This window comes from Rhodanobacter sp. MP7CTX1 (assembly GCF_014205795.1).
In the GTDB taxonomy this organism is placed as follows: Bacteria; Pseudomonadota; Gammaproteobacteria; order Xanthomonadales; family Rhodanobacteraceae; genus Rhodanobacter.
In genome coordinates this window covers 185627-201689 of the sequence record NZ_JACHCN010000006.1, presented here as the reverse complement: position 1 = coordinate 201689, position 16063 = coordinate 185627, and the positions used below count along the sequence as shown (strand labels likewise).

14 protein-coding genes are annotated in these 16063 nt (G+C 62.2%); 7 read left to right on the top strand and 7 right to left on the bottom strand.

All coding sequences use genetic code 11. The features are described from left to right. Positions 1–52: 52 nt before the first annotated feature. From gyrB to HDE77_RS10280, 6 genes are all read left to right on the top strand, one after another. Positions 53–2473, top strand: a complete 2421-nt coding sequence (gene gyrB / locus HDE77_RS10305; RefSeq protein ID WP_184417225.1) for a DNA topoisomerase (ATP-hydrolyzing) subunit B — start codon at positions 53–55, stop codon at positions 2471–2473. A 303-nt stretch (positions 2474–2776) separates the two neighbouring features. Continuing rightward, positions 2777–4069, top strand: coding sequence for a hypothetical protein (locus HDE77_RS10300; protein ID WP_255482641.1), 1293 nt, complete (start codon positions 2777–2779; stop codon positions 4067–4069). A 202-nt stretch (positions 4070–4271) separates the two neighbouring features. Then, a complete protein-coding gene (locus HDE77_RS10295) occupies positions 4272–4925 on the top strand; it encodes an energy transducer TonB (protein ID WP_184417224.1) in 654 nt (217 codons plus the stop codon). Between the two features lie 81 nt (positions 4926–5006). Beyond that, positions 5007–5789 (top strand): MotA/TolQ/ExbB proton channel family protein, encoded by a 783-nt coding sequence (locus HDE77_RS10290; protein WP_184417223.1) that lies wholly within the window; start codon positions 5007–5009, stop codon positions 5787–5789. Between the two features lie 12 nt (positions 5790–5801). Further along, the gene (locus HDE77_RS10285; RefSeq protein WP_184417222.1) at positions 5802–6227 is read left to right on the top strand and encodes a biopolymer transporter ExbD; all 426 of its coding nucleotides are present in this window, start codon (positions 5802–5804) and stop codon (positions 6225–6227) included. 2 nt (positions 6228–6229) lie between these two features. Beyond that, complete coding sequence (locus tag HDE77_RS10280; protein WP_184417221.1) at positions 6230–6640, top strand: biopolymer transporter ExbD; 411 nt, start codon at positions 6230–6232, stop codon at positions 6638–6640. Positions 6641–6770: 130 nt separating this feature from the next. Here HDE77_RS10280 and HDE77_RS10275 read toward each other — a convergent pair whose 3' ends face one another. The 5 genes from HDE77_RS10275 to HDE77_RS10255 all read right to left on the bottom strand — a co-directional run bounded on the left by HDE77_RS10275 (position 6771) and on the right by HDE77_RS10255 (position 11191). Further along, positions 6771–7514, bottom strand: a complete 744-nt coding sequence (locus HDE77_RS10275; protein WP_184417270.1) for a pyridoxine 5'-phosphate synthase — start codon at positions 7512–7514, stop codon at positions 6771–6773. 47 nt (positions 7515–7561) lie between these two features. Further along, a complete protein-coding gene (locus HDE77_RS10270) occupies positions 7562–8203 on the bottom strand; it encodes a 4'-phosphopantetheinyl transferase superfamily protein (protein ID WP_184417220.1) in 642 nt (213 codons plus the stop codon). 255 nt (positions 8204–8458) lie between these two features. Further along, on the bottom strand, positions 8459–10399 hold the full coding sequence (gene acs / locus HDE77_RS10265) for an acetate--CoA ligase (protein WP_184417219.1): 1941 nt from the start codon (positions 10397–10399) through the stop codon (positions 8459–8461). 223 nt (positions 10400–10622) lie between these two features. Continuing rightward, the gene (locus HDE77_RS10260) at positions 10623–10883 is read right to left on the bottom strand and encodes a GlsB/YeaQ/YmgE family stress response membrane protein (RefSeq protein ID WP_184417218.1); all 261 of its coding nucleotides are present in this window, start codon (positions 10881–10883) and stop codon (positions 10623–10625) included. A 68-nt stretch (positions 10884–10951) separates the two neighbouring features. Next, positions 10952–11191: a hypothetical protein gene (locus HDE77_RS10255; protein WP_184417217.1), complete on the bottom strand. Its 240-nt coding sequence runs from the start codon at positions 11189–11191 to the stop codon at positions 10952–10954. A gap of 201 nt (positions 11192–11392) precedes the next feature. On the opposite strand from HDE77_RS10255, the gene HDE77_RS10250 reads away from it, so the two are divergent. Next, positions 11393–12457 carry a PA0069 family radical SAM protein gene (locus tag HDE77_RS10250; RefSeq protein WP_255482640.1) on the top strand — a complete coding sequence of 355 codons (1065 nt, stop codon included), beginning with the start codon at positions 11393–11395 and terminating at the stop codon, positions 12455–12457. Positions 12458–12555: 98 nt separating this feature from the next. Here HDE77_RS10250 and HDE77_RS10245 read toward each other — a convergent pair whose 3' ends face one another. Next, positions 12556–14622, bottom strand: coding sequence for a S9 family peptidase (locus tag HDE77_RS10245; protein ID WP_184417215.1), 2067 nt, complete (start codon positions 14620–14622; stop codon positions 12556–12558). Between the two features lie 319 nt (positions 14623–14941). Then, entirely contained in the window at positions 14942–15862 is a 921-nt protein-coding gene (locus HDE77_RS10240; RefSeq protein WP_184417214.1) for a patatin-like phospholipase family protein, read from the bottom strand. Positions 15863–16063: the final 201 nt, after the last annotated feature.

Sequence of the window (16063 nt, the reverse complement as noted above, 5' to 3'; positions counted from 1 at the left end):
CTTTCACGGCGCCATGCCGGGCGGGTCGCTGGCGCCAGGAAACGGTCAACGCATGAACGAATCCAACTACGACTCAAGCAACATCAAGGTACTAAAAGGCCTGGAAGCGGTGCGCAAGCGCCCCGGCATGTACATCGGCGATACCGATGACGGCACCGGCCTGCACCACATGGTGTTTGAAGTCGTCGACAACGCGATCGATGAAGCCCTGGCTGGTTACTGCGACAAGGTTGTGGTCACGATTCATGACGACGGCTCGGTCAGCGTCATCGACAATGGCCGCGGCATCCCCGTCGACATGCATCCGGATGAAGGTCGTTCCACCGCCGAGGTGGTCATGACGGTGCTGCATGCCGGCGGCAAGTTCGACGCCAATTCGTACAAAGTATCCGGCGGCCTGCACGGCGTGGGCGTGTCAGTGGTCAATGCGCTGAGCGAACACTTGTGGCTGACGATTTATCGCGAAGGCCACGAACACGTACAGGAATACTCGCTCGGTGAGCCGTTGTTTCCGCTCAAGGTGCTCGGGCCGTCGAGCAAGCGCGGCACGATGGTGCGTTTCCAGCCCAGCCCTGCGACGTTCACCAACAACATCGAATTCCATTACGACATCCTCGCCAAGCGACTGCGCGAGCTGGCGTTCCTCAACTCCGGCGTCACCATCGAGCTGAAGGATGAGCGCGGCGAAGGGCGCCAGGACACTTTTGCGTACGAAGGCGGCATCCGCTCGTTCGTGCAGCATCTGGCGCAGTTGAAGACGGCACTGCACCCGAACGTGATCAGCCTGACGGCGGAGCAGGACGGCATCACCGTTGAAGTGGCGATGCAGTGGACCGATTCCTACCAGGAGTCGATGTTCTGTTTCACCAACAACATTCCGCAACGCGACGGCGGTGCTCATCTCACCGGATTTCGCGCCGCGCTGACCCGTTCACTGCAGAACTACATCGAGAAAGAAGGGCTGGCCAAGACCGCGAAAGTGGCGTTGTCCGGCGACGATATGCGCGAAGGCATGATCGCCGTGCTGTCGGTCAAGGTGCCCGACCCGAAGTTCTCCTCGCAAACCAAGGACAAGCTGGTTTCGTCCGAGGTGAAGACGGTGGTGGAGCAGGTCGTCAACGAGAAGCTCGGCGAATTCCTGCTGGAACATCCCGGCGAAGCGAAAGCGATCGCGTCCAAGGTCGTCGATGCCGCGCGTGCCCGCGAGGCCGCGCGCAAGGCGCGCGAGATGACCCGCCGCAAGGGTGCACTGGACATCGCCGGCCTGCCGGGCAAGCTCGCCGACTGCCAGGAGAAGGATCCGGCACTGTGCGAGCTGTTCCTGGTCGAGGGTGACTCCGCCGGTGGCTCGGCCAAGCAGGGCCGCAACCGCAAGACCCAGGCCGTGCTGCCGTTGAAGGGCAAGATCCTCAACGTCGAGAAGGCGCGCTTCGACCGCATGCTGGCCTCGGCCGAGGTCGGCACGCTGATCACCGCCCTGGGTACCGGCATCGGCAAGGACGAATACAACCCGGACAAGCTGCGTTACCACCGCATCATCCTGATGACCGATGCGGACGTCGACGGCTCGCACATCCGCACCTTGCTGCTGACGTTCTTCTATCGCCAGATGCCCGAGCTGATCGAGCGCGGCCATATCTACATCGGGTTGCCGCCGCTGTACAAGGTCAAGCAGGGCAAGCAGGAGCTGTACATCAAGGACGACACGGCGCTGAACGACTACCTGATTTCCAGCGCGGTCGACAACGCGACACTGACGTACAGCCCCGATGCACCGCCGATCACTGGTGAGGCGCTGGAGAAACTGCTGCGTGGCTATCAGCAGGCACTGGACCAGATTGCCAAGCTGTCGCATCGCTTCGACGTCGCCATGCTTACCGCGATGCTCGAGCACACGCCGCTTGAAGCGACGTTGTGGGCCGAGCCGGCCGCCTTGCAGACATGGCTGCAGCAGGCAGAGCAACGGCTAGCCGCGAGCGGTCTGGGCAAGCCGCGCTACAAGCTGTCGCTGCGCCCGGCGCATGGCGAACAGCCGGCTGCCATCGAAGTGATACGTGAGCAGCATGGGCTCAGCCATACCTGGTTCTTCCCGCAGACATTCTTCGCCAGCAATGAATTCCGCGCGATTCTCAGCATCAGCCAGCAAGTCGCCGGCATGATCCAGACCGATGCCGTCGTACGACGTGGCAATGCTTCGCGTGGCGTGCTCAGTTTCGTCGAGGCGCGCAACTGGTTGCTGGATGAGGCGAAGAAGGGCCGCAGCATCCAGCGCTTCAAGGGCCTGGGTGAAATGAATCCGGAGCAGTTGTGGGAAACCACGGTGAATCCGGAGACCCGCCGCATGCTTCAGGTCGGCATCGAGGACGCAATCGCAGCCGATCAGATGTTCTCCATGCTGATGGGTGAGGCCGTCGAGCCGCGCCGCGAATTCATCGAGGCGAATGCTCTGAAAGTTGCCAATCTGGACATCTGATCCAAGTCACGGAACCGGTGGCTGCCGTGCGCAGCCCTGCCGGTTCCGGGCTTTCGGGATGACTTGGTGTGTTTGGCATGCAGCAGCGAAAGCGCGCCGGTTTGCTGCTACAGCTGGCAAGCAGGGGCGAAAGTATTGGCACTAACTGCAAATAGCTGGGTGGTCTGCTAGCAAAAATCGTTAACTAATTGATTTTTAACGATCTTTTATGCGGCACTGCGACTTGTTATGACGCGCCCGCTCGGGTTACGCTCCGTAATCCCCCGCGCAATCGATACGCGCAGACTGATATGAGGACCACCCATGAAGCATGCCAAAGCGTTCACGATGCTGGCGAGTGCAGTCTTGTTGCTGTCGCTGGCGAGCAGCCCGGCGCTAGCCGACAGCAGCTCGTCCAAAGACAAAAAGGAAGTGCAGTATCCGAACGCCACCCGTGTTGCGCCCAAGCTTGATCTGAGCAGCGACAAGGACCAGAAGAATGTCAACGCAGGCCTGGACGCCGTCGCCGCTGGCGACAAGGCGAAGGCCTCGCAGTATCTGCAGCCGATTATCGATGGCGGCAGCAAGAGCAAGTACGCCCAGGCGTTGGCGCTGCAAGGCATGGCGACGATCAAATACACCGATGGCGACTACAAGGGCGCGATCGATCTGTTGCAGCGTTCGCTGGCCAACGGTGTGATGCCGAACGACACCTACTTCCAGCTCGAATACGAGATGGCGGAATTCCAGATGGCCGATGAGCAATATCAGCCGGCGCTGGACACGATCGCGAAATGGCGTGCCGAGGGCAAGAAGGAAACCGCGAGCTCCTATGCGCTGGAAGGTAACGCCGACTATCGCCTGAAGAAGTATCCCGAAGCGATTGCCGCGATCCAGAAAGCACAGTCGCTGACCGACAAGCCGGATCCGAGCTGGAACCAGATCCTGATGGCCAGCTATTCCGAGTCCGGCCAGAGCGACAAGGCTGCGCAGCTTGCGCAGCAGCAGATGGCCGCCAACCCGAACGATCCGAACGCGCTCGACAACTCCCTGTCGGTGCTCATGCAGGCGCAGAAATATCCAGAAGCGATCCAGCTGATGGAAAAGGCGCGCGCGAACGGCACGCTCAAGAGCGAAATGGATTATGTGAATCTGGCCAAGTTGTATTTGATCCAGGCGCAGTCCGTCGACGACCCCACAGCGAACGCAACCAAGGCCGACCAGGTGCTCAACGAAGGCATGAGCAAGGGCATCGTCACGTCAAGCGCAGACAATTACATGCTGCTGGGTGAGGCGTCCGAGCTGTCAGGCAACAACAGCAAGGCGCTTGATGCCTACAACAAGGCTATCCCGATGGCGAAGGACGGCGAGGCCGCCGTGAATGCAGGTCGGCTGCTGTTGGGCGACAACAAGTACAGCCAGGCCAAGAGCCTGCTGCAGCAAGGCCTCGACAAGGGCGTGAAGTCCAAGGGCACGGCCTACACGCTGATGGCAAAGGCTGAGCTTGGCCTGAAGAACAAGGCCGGCGCGATCGCCGACATGAAGCTGGCTGCCCAGCAGCCGGACACGGCCGAGAAGGCCCAGGCATGGCTGAAGTCGAACGGCGCCCAGAAATAGTGTCGTAAATGGCGCCCGGGTAACGGATAGACGTCCATCTCTATCCGCCCCTGGGTGCTATACAAAAGTCATGTGCTGTTGTACCGTTGAAAACCTTTCCCTGCGTCTCCCCAGCGGCGAGTTCCGTCCGAACGATAGACGGTTTCGGGCCACGCCCTGCGGCAACGTTCTCTTCCGATCGACTAGCTTCAGATAGTGACAGATGGCCTCAAGTAACGAAGAAATCGGGCGCGAGCCGTTTAGCTGGAAGCGCACCTGGGCATTAGCAGTTGCCATCGGGCTGCATGCATTTGCGTTCCTGTTGTTGGTAGCGCCGATGGCTCCTCCGAGCCAGAAGCACGCCGAGAAGGAACACATCGTCCAGGTGAACTTCATCGAACCGCCGCCACCACCACCACCACCGCCGCCGCCGCCGCCGGAGCCACCCAAGCAGCCGCCGCCGAAGATCATTCAACAGGTCAAGCCGCCACCGACACCGCCGCCGCCGACACCGCCACCAGCGGTTGAGGAGCGATCGGCTAATGCGGTCGCAGCAGCTCCACCGGCTCCGCCAGCACCACCGGCAGCGCCAGCGGATATCGCTGCGGGTTCCGACCTCAGTTATGGCAGCCGACCTGATCCCAAGTATCCGCCGCAGGCAGTGCGGGAGCATCATACGGGTACGGTGGTGTTGATGGTTTTGGTGGGTCTGGACGGCACACCGAAGACGGTGACGGTGGAGAAATCCAGCGGCTTCCGTGAGCTTGACCGGGCTGCGATAGATGCAGTGCAACATTGGCGTTTCAATCCAGAGGTCAAGGGCGGAAAGAAGGTGGAAGGCTATGCACGCATTCCAGTCAACTTCAATCTCGACTGACCCAAAGATCATTTAATCATCTGCAATCCGGATCATTGGATTACAGTTACAGTTCACGTTCGACTTCCCTAGGGTAGCGTTATGTTCCTACAGACTTCTGCAACAACCGATGCGGCTCAGGCCGTTGGCGGCAATACCAACGCTGAAGCAATGAAAGCGATGGGTTTCGGCCATTTGATCCAGAACTTCGACTGGCTCAGCTGGATCGTGTTCGTGACCCTGGTGGTGATGTCGTTCCTGTCCTGGTACTTCATCGTTTCCAACGCCATTCGCAATGCGATGGTGCGTGGCCGCGCCGACCGGGTGATCGACGGTTTCTGGGGCAATAGCTCCACCCAGGATGCGATCCGCGAGCTGGAAGCGCAGCCCAAGGGCGAACCGTTCTCCAAGATCGCACTGGACGCCGCCTCGGCGGTTGCCCATCACCAGCAGACGACCACTGGCACCACCGGTCGCCTGGCCGAATCGCTGAGCCGTTCGGAGTTCATCGACCGCGCCCTGCGTCAGGCCGTGTCGCGTGAAAGCCTGCGTCTGGAAGGCGGCTTGACCTTGCTCGCCACGGTCGGTTCGTCCGCACCGTTCGTCGGCCTGCTCGGTACCGTGTGGGGCATCTACCACTCGCTGATCGGCATTGCTGCTACCGGCAACGCGTCGATGAACGCGGTGGCGGGCCCGGTGGGTGAGTCGCTGATCATGACCGCGTTCGGTCTGTTCACCGCTATCCCGGCCGTGCTGGCTTACAACTTCTTCAACCGTTCGAATCGCCTGACCTACGCCCGGTTTGATGAATTCGCGCATGACCTGCACGACTTCTTCGCTACCGGTTCGCGTGTCGAAGGCGCCGCGCCTGCGCTTAAGTCTTAAGAGGCCTGACTCATGGCTATGAGTTCCGGTGGCAATTCCGGCGGCCCGATGTCGGAGATCAATGTCACGCCGCTGGTCGACGTGATGTTGGTACTGCTGATCATCTTCATGATCACCGCACCGCTGATGTCGCACACCGTCACGATCGAGCTGCCGACCGCCAATCCGAAGGCCAAGGACGAAGAAATGCCGGTGCCACCGCTTGATCTCGCGATCAAGCAGGACGGTAACTTGTATTTCAACGATCATGAAATCACGGAGCCAGAGCTGAAGGCACAGTTTGCGGTCAATGCGCAGAAGGTGCCGCAGCCGGAATTGCAGATTCGTGCAGACAAGGCGACGCAGTTCAAGATCGTGAAAAAGATCATCGGCGATGCGAAAGATTCGGGCATGGTGCATGTCGGCTTCATGACCACTGACGCGCCGAAGGGGCAATGACGATGGCTTTCACTACCAACTCCAGTGGACCGATGTCGGATATCAACGTCACGCCGCTCGTCGACGTGATGCTGGTGCTGCTGATCATCTTCATGATCACGGCACCGGTGCTGGCGCATAAGATCAAGGTTGATCTGCCGCAGCCGAATCCGAATGTCGTGAATCCGCCGAACCCGCTCGAACCGATCCATCTGAAGATCGACCAGGCCGGTGCGTTTTACTGGAACGATACGCCGGTTGACGAGCCGGGCCTCAAGGCACAGCTCGCGGTGATCGCCCAGCGGAGCGAGAGCGACCAGCCGGAAATTCAGATCGCCGCCGATGACGGGGCCGCGTATCAGTACGTGGCGACCGTTCTGTCTGACGCGAAAAGCTACAACCTCGTCAAGATTGGCTTTACCGAAGTCCAGTAAATCGGACGTTGTTTCGGCGCCGGGGACCTCGGCAAAGAAAGCTGTATTGCACGATCCCAAAAGCCCCCGCCTCGCGCGGGGGTTTTTGCGTTGGGTAACAGGCTTCGGTGCAGACTGCTGTCGGTATTGATTAGCGGAGGATCTGCACGTAGTTGCGCACGGTTGTGGCCAGTCCTCCGTAGAGTGCTTCGCCGATCAACGCGTGGCCGATCGAGACCTCGGCCAGTCCGGGTATCGCCGCCTTGAACGTGCCCAGATTGGCCTGACTGAGATCGTGGCCCGCGTTCACCGCGAGCCCGGCTTGTTGCGCCCGTCGAGCGGTTTCGGCGCAAGCTGCAAGGGCGGCAGCAGGCTGCCCATCGGCAAATGCCTGCGCATAGGGGCCGGTATAGATCTCGATGCGTTGCACGCCAATCGCAGCAGCCAGTTCGAAGGCCTCGGTACCAGCATCCACGAACAAACTCACACGGCATCCCAGTTCCAGCAGCTCGGACACCAGTGGCTTCAACCGCTCGATGTCATGCCGCAGGTCAAATCCGTGATCGGAGGTAATCTGACCATCGCCATCCGGCACCAGCGTCACCTGGCTGGGCCGCACTTCGCGGGCCAACGTGATGAGCCCGGGATATTCCCCGCGTGCGCCGGCAAACGGATTTCCCTCGATGTTGTATTCCACCCGACCGCGCAGCATCGCCGCAAGCGCGCGTACATCGTCAGGCCGCACATGACGCAGGTCCGGTCGTGGGTGCACCGTGATGCCACCACAGCCGGATTCGATGCAGGTCTGCGCTGCCTGGCAGATATCCGGCTCATTGCCGCCGCGTGAATTGCGCAGTACGGCGATCTTGTTGAGGTTGACGCTGAGCAGGGTCATGGTGGGAAGCCGGGTGATGCACGAGTCGGCCGTCCACAGTGCCGCGTTCAGCCAGCGGCGGCAAGTGTCCACGTGCGGATACGCCGTGGCGCACCGCGCCAGGCGAGCGTGGCGACAAATTCGCCGTCGGCCGGGAGTCGCCGCAGTTGCCATTGCGCGGCGTCGTCTTCGTCAAGCCAGAGCAGGCGGGACGCTGCCGGCGGCACGGCGAATCGCAGCCGCTCCAGGCCGAAGGCGATACCGCGGCCAAGTGCCTTCAGCACGGCCTCTTTCGCCGTCCACAGATCCAGGAAAGCGCTTGTTAGTTGCGCGCCGTCAAGCATGGCCAACGCCGCTGCTTCCTCGGCACAGAAAAAGCGTTGCGCAATTTCCAGCGCACGTGTGCGTGCGCGCCAGCGTTCGAGATCGATCCCCGGAGCAACGCCTCGGGCAATCGCCAGCAGCGCACGATCACCGCTGTGCGACCAGTTGAAAGCGAGTGACCCGTGCGGTGGGGCCAATTCCGGCCGACCGTGTTCACCATCGATCAAGACCAGAGATTGGGGCGGCTCCCCAACATAGGCGGCAAGCAGCGCGCGCAACGGTGCCCGTCCGAGTTCACGCCGGTAGCCGAGCCGCCACACGTGAATTTCATCATCGAGCAGGTGCTGGGCAATCTCTGTTACGGTCTGGCCGTCCGTTGTCTGCATGGGTGCATGCTGCCGGAGTGGCGGCTCTGGGCACAAGCGCCATGAGAGGGTCGGCGACGGTCGAGAGTCGAAGAGAGTCGACTTCAATACCGATTCCGCCTGCTGCCAACACCATAGCGGACCGCCGTGAGCGCAGCTCTCCCGAATCAGGGAAGTACGCGCAGATGCGCCGTCCAAATCAGCACATCCCCGGAGCGCGATCGATCAGCGGCCGCTCGCGAGGCAAAAGTCGCCATCGCGAGCAGGCAGGCCGCGCTATTTCACCAAGCGCTCATCGACCAGGTTCTTCACCACACCGGGATCAGCCAGCGTCGAGATATCGCCAAGCTGATCGGGCAGGTTCTCACCAATCTTGCGCAGGATGCGGCGCATGATTTTTCCCGAACGTGTTTTTGGCAGGCCGGGCGCCCACTGCAAATAATCCGGCGTGGCGATCGGACCGATTTCCTTTCGCACCCAGGCGATCAGCTCCTTGCGCAACTCGTCGCTGCCGTTCTCGCCGGAGACCAGGGTGACATAGGCGTAAATGCCCTGGCCCTTGATGTCGTGCGGACAACCGACCACAGCCGCTTCGGCCACCTTTGGATGCGATACCAGTGCGCTCTCCACTTCGGCCGTGCCCAGCCGGTGACCGCTGACGTTGATCACGTCGTCTACGCGGCCGGTGATCCAGTAGTAGCCGTCCTCGTCACGTCGCGCCCCGTCACCGGTGAAATAGTTGCCGGGGTAAGCGCTGAAATAGGTCTCGACGAAGCGCTGGTGGTCGCCGTATACCGTGCGCATCTGGCCCGGCCAGGAATCCGTGATCAGCAGGTTGCCTTCAGCGACGCCCTCCAACACTTCGCCGTTCGCGTCGACGATCGCGGGCTTGACGCCGAAGAACGGCAGCGTTGCCGAGCCGGGCTTGATGTCGATCGCGCCGGCCAGCGGGGTGATCAGGATGCCGCCTGTCTCGGTCTGCCACCACGTGTCGACGATCGGGCAGCGCGCGTCGCCGATCACGCGGTAGTACCACTCCCAGGCTTCCGGATTGATTGGTTCGCCGACCGAGCCGAGCAGGCGCAGCGAAGCGCGCGAGGTCTTCTTCACCGGCGCTTCGCCCTCGCGCATCAGCGCGCGGATTGCGGTCGGCGCGGTGTAGAACAGCGTGACCTGATGCTTGTCGATCACCTGCCAGAAGCGGCTGAAATCCGGATAGTTAGGCACGCCGTCGAACATCAATGTGGTGGCGCCGTTCGCCAGCGGACCGTAGACCACGTAGCTGTGGCCGGTGACCCAGCCGACGTCGGCGGTACACCAGTAGACGTCGTCCGCGCGCAAGTCGAACACCTGCTCATGGGTGTAGCTGGTGTAGACCAGGTAGCCGCCCGACGTGTGCAGCACGCCTTTCGGTTTACCGGTGGAACCGGAGGTGTAGAGAATGAACAGCGGGTGCTCGGCCTCCATCGGTTCGGCTGGGCAATCGGCCGTCTGGCCGTCCATCAGGTTGTGATAGTAGCGATCGCGCGGCGACTGCATCGGTACCGCGGCACCGGTGCGACGTACCACGATCACGGTCTCCACGCTGTTCGTGCCTGGGCGCTCCAGCGCGGCATCCACGTTCGCCTTCAGCGCGATGCGCTTGCCGCCGCGCATGCCCTCGTCAGCCGTCACCACCAGTTTGGCGGTGGAGTCGGCGATGCGGCCAGCCAGCGAATCGGGCGAAAAGCCGCCAAACACCACCGAGTGCACCGCTCCGATGCGGGCGCAGGCGAGCATCGCCACCGCCGCCTCGGGAATCATCGGCAGATAAATCGCCACGCGATCGCCCTTGGCCACCCCAAGGTTCTTCAGCGTATTGGCGAACTTGCATACTTCAGCATGCAGTTCACGATAGGTGATACGGCGAGTGTCGTTCGGGTCGTCGCCTTCGAAGATGATCGCAATCTTGTCGCCGCGCTCGGCCAGATGGCGGTCGAGACAATTGGCGCTCACGTTGAGCTGGCCGTCTTCGTACCAGCGAATGTGCAGGTCCTTCGGATCGAACGAAACATCTTTGATCTTCGTCGGGGGCTTGCTCCATTCCAGCCGCTGTCCGATGCGGCTCCAGAAACCCTCAGGATCGCTGACCGATTCCGCATACAGGCGCGTGTAGTCGTCGCGGCGGATGCGAGCGGCGGCAGCAAACGTGGGGTCGACTGGATAAAGCTTGGACATGGGTGGCCTCCTGCTGGCCGGGCTCGGCATGGAAGGAATCGCCAGAGTGGCGACGGGAAACCGCGGGAGGAATGAGTGCCCGGCGATGATCGAAGCTCGAGTGTAGCCCGATCTCGGCAACCGTAGCGATGCAGACACGACTACGCGCGCTGGACTGCCAGCAACGCGTTGGTTGGGTATCGTCGCGTCCACCGGCGCAGGCGCCGGTGGACGCGATCAAGGGTCAGGCGCGTCTGACCAAACCGATGAGCACCAGCAGGACAATCGCGCCGATCATCGCGTAGACGATGCTGGTGACGATTGGGCTGCCCAGGCTAAAGCCGACGCCGAGCATCGGCAGCAACCAGCCGGCGAGGAATGCGCCGACGATGCCGACCACGATATTGCCGATCAGGCCGAAGCCGAATCCGCGCACGATCAAGCCGGCGAGCCAGCCGGCGATGGCGCCAATAAGCAGAAAAATGATCAAGCCGGTTGCAGTCATGACGAACTCCTGGTCAGCCGAGGTGATGGACAGTGGGGCGTTTCCCCGAAACGGCGCCCCATGTAGAGTCAGCGTTCCGATGTGGAGTGATTGTGATGGTCCTTGCCCTCACGCAACCGCTTGAGTTCGTATTCGGACAGGCTGTCACTACGGGCGTTGCTGGCGATCTTTGCTTGCGCAAATGCCAGCGTGGTGGCGAGTGTGCCGACGAGGGTAACGAACAGCCACCAGGCCATGGCGCCGGCGCCATGGCGGGTAAAGCACAGCAAGATCGCGAACACCGTCAGGGTAAGCAGCAGCCAACGCATGGTGGACCTCGAACGCACGGAAAACACGCCACCGGTGGTGGCCGGATGCGCGCATCATAGCCCTGCCGCGACGGGTCTTGCAGGTATCGCGGCCAGGTTTGAACGGATGTCGCGTCGGCTGAGACATCATCGCGGCAAAATGCTCTGATGGACGATTCGCCGCCGCCGCCAAACCCAGAAGATCCGGCTCCGGGTAGCCGCATGATCAAGGGACGTGGCGCTGCCTCCAATCCCGAGGGGCGCTTCGAAAGCATCCATCATCTCGCCGAAGACGATGGCTGGTCGCGCGAGCTGCTCGACGAGGACACACCACGTCCGCGCACCGAAGTCACCGAGGAGCGGGCGCGCAGCGTGATCAGCCGCAACGACTCGCCCGACATCCACTTCAGTCAGGCGATCAATCCGTATCGAGGTTGCGAACACGGCTGCATTTACTGTTTCGCCCGTCCCTCGCACAGCTATCTCAACCTCTCGCCTGGACTCGATTTCGAAACGAAGCTGCGCGCGAAAGGCAATTTCGCCGAGGTGCTGCGCGCGGAACTGGCCAAGCCCAGCTACGTGATCAGCCCGATCAACATCGGCAGCAACACCGACCCCTATCAACCGATCGAGAAGCGCTGGCGGCTGACCCGTGCCGCGCTGGAACTGCTCGCCGAATGCCACCATCCCTGCACCATCGTCACCAAGAACGCGCTGGTCGAACGCGACCTCGACATCCTGGTGCCGATGGCGCGCGAGCAGTTGGTGCAGGTGTTCGTCTCGGTCAATTCGCTGGACAACCCGCTGGCCGCGAAACTCGAGCCGCGCGCCAGTGCTCCGCACCGGCGGCTCAAGCTGATCCGTACGCTGGCTGATGCCGGTGTGCCGGTCGGCGTGCTGGTGGCGCCCATCATTCCCGCCTTGAACGATCGCGACATGGAGGCGGTGCTGGCTCAGGCGGCCGATGCCGGCGCGCGTTGTGCCGGTTACACCACACTGCGACTGCCGTACGAGCTGAAGCAACTGTTCCGGGAATGGCTGGCGCTGCATGCGCCGCAGCGAGCCGAACATGTGATGAGCCTGCTGCAACAGATGAACGGCGGACGCGACTACGACAGCAACTTCGCCACCCGCATGCATGGCCAAGGCGTGTTCGCCGACCTGCTGCGCCGTCGCTTCGAGGTCGCCTCGCGCAAGCACGGGTTTGTTCGTACCCGCGAACTGCAACTCGATACGACTCGCTTCGTGCCGCCGCGAAAGCCCTCGCCGCAAGGGGACTTGTTTTGAGAGCCTTTCCCAAGCCTCTCCCTTGAACTGAGAAACCGCCGACGCTGGGCGCCGGCGGTCCGTGGTCATGCCTTCAGCTCGACCGTTGCCAGTGCGATTTACTCTGACGCCGGCAGGTATTTCCCGAACCAGCCCAGCGCACGCTGCAGCACGTCACGCTGATGTGTGGGATCGACGAAGTGGTGCCCCTCATTCGGGTACACGACCAGCGAGGTCGGTACGTTCTGCGCGCGCAACGCGTGCCAGAACTCGAACGATTGCGGCGCCGGGCATTCGGCATCGCGATCGCCGACGACGACCAGGGTCGGTGTCTTCACCTGCTTGATGAAGCTGATCGCCGAGCTCTTTGCGTAAATCGAGGGGTCGTCATACACGCTGGCGCCGAAGAACGGCGGCATCCACTGGTCGATCAGGTTCTGGCCGTAATAGCTTTGCCAGTTGGCGATGCCGGCGCCGGCCACGGCGGCATGGAAGCGCTGGGTCTGGGTGACTGCGAACATCGTCATGAAGCCGCCGTAGCTCCAACCGGTGAGGCCGAGCCGCTTGTCGTCCACAGGCAGTTTCTTTTCCACGGCATCGACGCCTGCAAGCACGTCACGCAGGTCGCCGTAGCCGAAATCGCGGCGGTTCGCCTGCACATATTTCTCGCCCTGGCCGTAGCTGCCGCGCGGACTCGGCATGAACACGAAATAGCCGAGCGCGGAGAACGGCGCACTGCCGTAACCCACGCTTGGCCAGCGTGGAATCACCGCGCTCGACGGGCCGCCATGCACACTGACGATCATCGGGTACTTCTTTCCCTTATGGCTCTGCGCGTCGTAGTCGGCCGGATACAGCAGCCAACCCTGCACATGGAGGCCTTCGTTGTTCCACTCCACCGATTCGGCTTTGCCCCACGCCGGCTTGAGTCCGGCGTTGAACTGGGTGACGGCCGGCGGCGCGGCGTTGCCGAGCGTACCGGCATACACCTCGGGTGCGGTCGTGTACGAGCTCTCGACATAGGCGACGCGCTGATGATCGCGCGACAACGCCAGCCCCATGTCGGCGCTGCCATCACCGATGCTGGCCGGTACGCTGAACAGCGTGTGGTCCAGCGTGGCCGCGTGCGCGTCGACATGGTATTCAGCGACCTGGCTTTGCCCGTTTGCCACTTGGCTCACCAGCATCTGCTGCGCGTCGGTCCAGGTCAGCCATGCCGGCGTGACATGAATGCCTGGAGTGAGATCAACGGCAATATTCCCGCCGTTGGTCGACACCGCGTAGATGTCGCCGCCGGTGGAACCCTGATCGCTCATCAGGCCGCCGATGAAGGCGATCCGCGAAGCATCCGGTGACCAGCGCGGCAACGCGATCTGCAAGCCGTGCAATGATCCACTGGTGGTCGCCGGATCAATCAGCATCGTTGCGCTGGCATCGACCTGCGCCGGCTGCACATAGAGTTTCGCGACCCACCAATTGTTGTCGCCCGGTGGTGGTGCCGCGGTGTAGGCGATACGCGCGCCATCAGGCGACCAGTCGAATTCGTAGGCGTAGATGCCGGCTGGGGTGAGTTCGCGCAGTGTGCCGCTGGTGACGTCCACACTGGCGACGCGTTGCACTTCCACGCCCTCCACACCCACTTCGCCGGCCGCCGGCTTGGCGGCATACAACGCGCTGGCGTGGCGGGTGGCATCGGGTACATACAGAAAGCCGAGCGACTTGCCATCCGTGGTCCATTGCAGTGCGCGCGCAAAGCCTTTGAGTTGTGCCAGGCGGGTGGGCTTGTTGTTGTTCGTGGTATCGGCGAGATAGATGTCGTTCTGCATCACCTTCGTGCTGGTCGGATCGCTGCCGCAGTCGGACACGAAGGCCAGATGATGCGAATCGGGTGCCCAGGCAACGCCCGATTCTGCGCAAGTGCCTGGCTTGGAGGCGGCGCTCACGCTGTGGGCATGGCTCCCATCGGCCGCAGCCACCTCAATCGCCGACTTTCCATCGTGCTGGGTCACCCAAGCCAGTTGCGTGCCGTCCGGTGAGATCGCCACAGCCTCCACGGAGCGCACCTTGCCCAGCTGCCCGAGCAGTTGCTCGATGCGCGGATCGACGCTGGCCGGCGCGGCAAACGCGCTCGGCAGCCAGCACGCGGCCAGCAGCAAGGAGGTGGACAAATGCGAGCGTTTCAACATGGAGCAACTCCGAAATGCAAGTGAACGTGCACGCTAGCAGTTTGCTTCGTCGTCATCCAAGTGCAGGAGGGCATGCCGTGACGGGAAGCACCTCGCAAGGCATTTCGGTCAGGGACGGCAGAGCTCCTCGGACAGTGCGAGCTGTCGAGTCAACGGCTGAAGGGAATTCCCTGGAATCACCGTCATTCCTTCGGAGGCAGAGCCGCTTTTCAACAGCGAAGCTGGTCAACCCATTGACCTTAAGCCGTTGGAGCCAGAGGCACTGGGTCCCTGCCTGCGCAGGGATGACGAGAAAAAAAGTAGGTCCCCGCACGCTATCTCAAGGAACAGGAGCGATTGCTGCCTGCCGCGCCGCCGTCAACGCAGCAAGCTTGGCGCGGATGGACGGAATCGCCGCCAGTGCGGCTCTCTCGCCTTCGAGAATGGCCTGGTTCTTCTGCTCGAAGTCGGTGGCGCCGATATTGTCGACGCTGGGTCGAATCACCACGTCGGCGCGCGCTATCTCCTGGCGACCGAGTTGCTGGCCCATGATCGCGATCGACTGGCCGACGATGTTCACCATGCCTTGCGGGTTGTTGCCACTGGGCTTGGTCGAGATGTCCACTGCGATGACGAAGTCGGCACCCAGTTGCCGTGCCGCATCGACCGGTACTGGGCTCACCACGCCACCATCGACATAGTGCTCTCCACTGATCTCGGTGGGCTCGAATACACCGGGAATACTGCTGGAGGCGCGCACGGCCTGCCCGGTATTGCCGCGCACGAAAACCGTGCGCTGGCCGGTTTCCAGCTGCGTCGCCACCGCCGCGAACGGCAGCTTCAATCTTTCGATCGATCGTTGGCCGACCAGCTGGTTGACGTAATCCTGCAATTTGCGTCCCTGCACCAGGCCGCCGGAAAACAGCCGCACATCGCGGATATTCGCGGCGTCCAGTGAAAAAGCCTGCTCCTGCAGCTGGAACGGATCCATGCCGCTGGCATACAGCGCGCCGACCACGCTGCCGGCACTGGTGCCAGCCACCACGTCCGGATGGATGCCACTGGCCTCCAGCATCTTGATCACGCCGATGTGCGCAAACCCTTTCGCCGCGCCGCCGCCCAGGGCGAGGCCGATCTTCAGTTTCACCGGCTCCGGTGCCACCACGGGTGTGATCGGGGGCGGCGTGGGTTTGCTGCCACCAAAGCACGCGCTCAGTGCGAGCGTGGCGAACAGTGGCAGGAGCTGGCGGCGGAAGGACATCGGTCGTATCGCCCGGATCGTGGTGGTTGGGTAGCGAGTCTATGCGTGCAGCGTGGCGCTACCGGGGCGCGAGACGGGCAGCGTTCTTGCTTCGCTCCTCCCCCTGCTCGCAGGGGGAGGCTGGGAGGGGGTGAAGCTTTTGATCTTTGTTGCGAAGTGCGAAGAGCTACCCCACCCAACCCTCCCCTGCCTGCCGGGGAG

What these genes read in the sequence shown, in the direction of transcription:
- gyrB (WP_184417225.1), top strand. Translation starts at nt 53, where the DNA reads ATGAACGAATCCAACTACGACTCAAGCAACATCAAGGTACTAAAAGGC.
- HDE77_RS10300 (WP_255482641.1), top strand. Translation starts at nt 2,777, where the DNA reads ATGAAGCATGCCAAAGCGTTCACGATGCTGGCGAGTGCAGTCTTGTTG.
- HDE77_RS10295 (WP_184417224.1), top strand. Translation starts at nt 4,272, where the DNA reads ATGGCCTCAAGTAACGAAGAAATCGGGCGCGAGCCGTTTAGCTGGAAG.
- HDE77_RS10290 (WP_184417223.1), top strand. Translation starts at nt 5,007, where the DNA reads ATGTTCCTACAGACTTCTGCAACAACCGATGCGGCTCAGGCCGTTGGC.
- HDE77_RS10285 (WP_184417222.1), top strand. Translation starts at nt 5,802, where the DNA reads ATGGCTATGAGTTCCGGTGGCAATTCCGGCGGCCCGATGTCGGAGATC.
- HDE77_RS10280 (WP_184417221.1), top strand. Translation starts at nt 6,230, where the DNA reads ATGGCTTTCACTACCAACTCCAGTGGACCGATGTCGGATATCAACGTC.
- HDE77_RS10275 (WP_184417270.1), bottom strand. Translation starts at nt 7,514, where the DNA reads ATGACCCTGCTCAGCGTCAACCTCAACAAGATCGCCGTACTGCGCAAT.
- HDE77_RS10270 (WP_184417220.1), bottom strand. Translation starts at nt 8,203, where the DNA reads ATGCAGACAACGGACGGCCAGACCGTAACAGAGATTGCCCAGCACCTG.
- acs (WP_184417219.1), bottom strand. Translation starts at nt 10,399, where the DNA reads ATGTCCAAGCTTTATCCAGTCGACCCCACGTTTGCTGCCGCCGCTCGC.
- HDE77_RS10260 (WP_184417218.1), bottom strand. Translation starts at nt 10,883, where the DNA reads ATGACTGCAACCGGCTTGATCATTTTTCTGCTTATTGGCGCCATCGCC.
- HDE77_RS10255 (WP_184417217.1), bottom strand. Translation starts at nt 11,191, where the DNA reads ATGCGTTGGCTGCTGCTTACCCTGACGGTGTTCGCGATCTTGCTGTGC.
- HDE77_RS10250 (WP_255482640.1), top strand. Translation starts at nt 11,393, where the DNA reads ATGATCAAGGGACGTGGCGCTGCCTCCAATCCCGAGGGGCGCTTCGAA.
- HDE77_RS10245 (WP_184417215.1), bottom strand. Translation starts at nt 14,622, where the DNA reads ATGTTGAAACGCTCGCATTTGTCCACCTCCTTGCTGCTGGCCGCGTGC.
- HDE77_RS10240 (WP_184417214.1), bottom strand. Translation starts at nt 15,862, where the DNA reads ATGTCCTTCCGCCGCCAGCTCCTGCCACTGTTCGCCACGCTCGCACTG.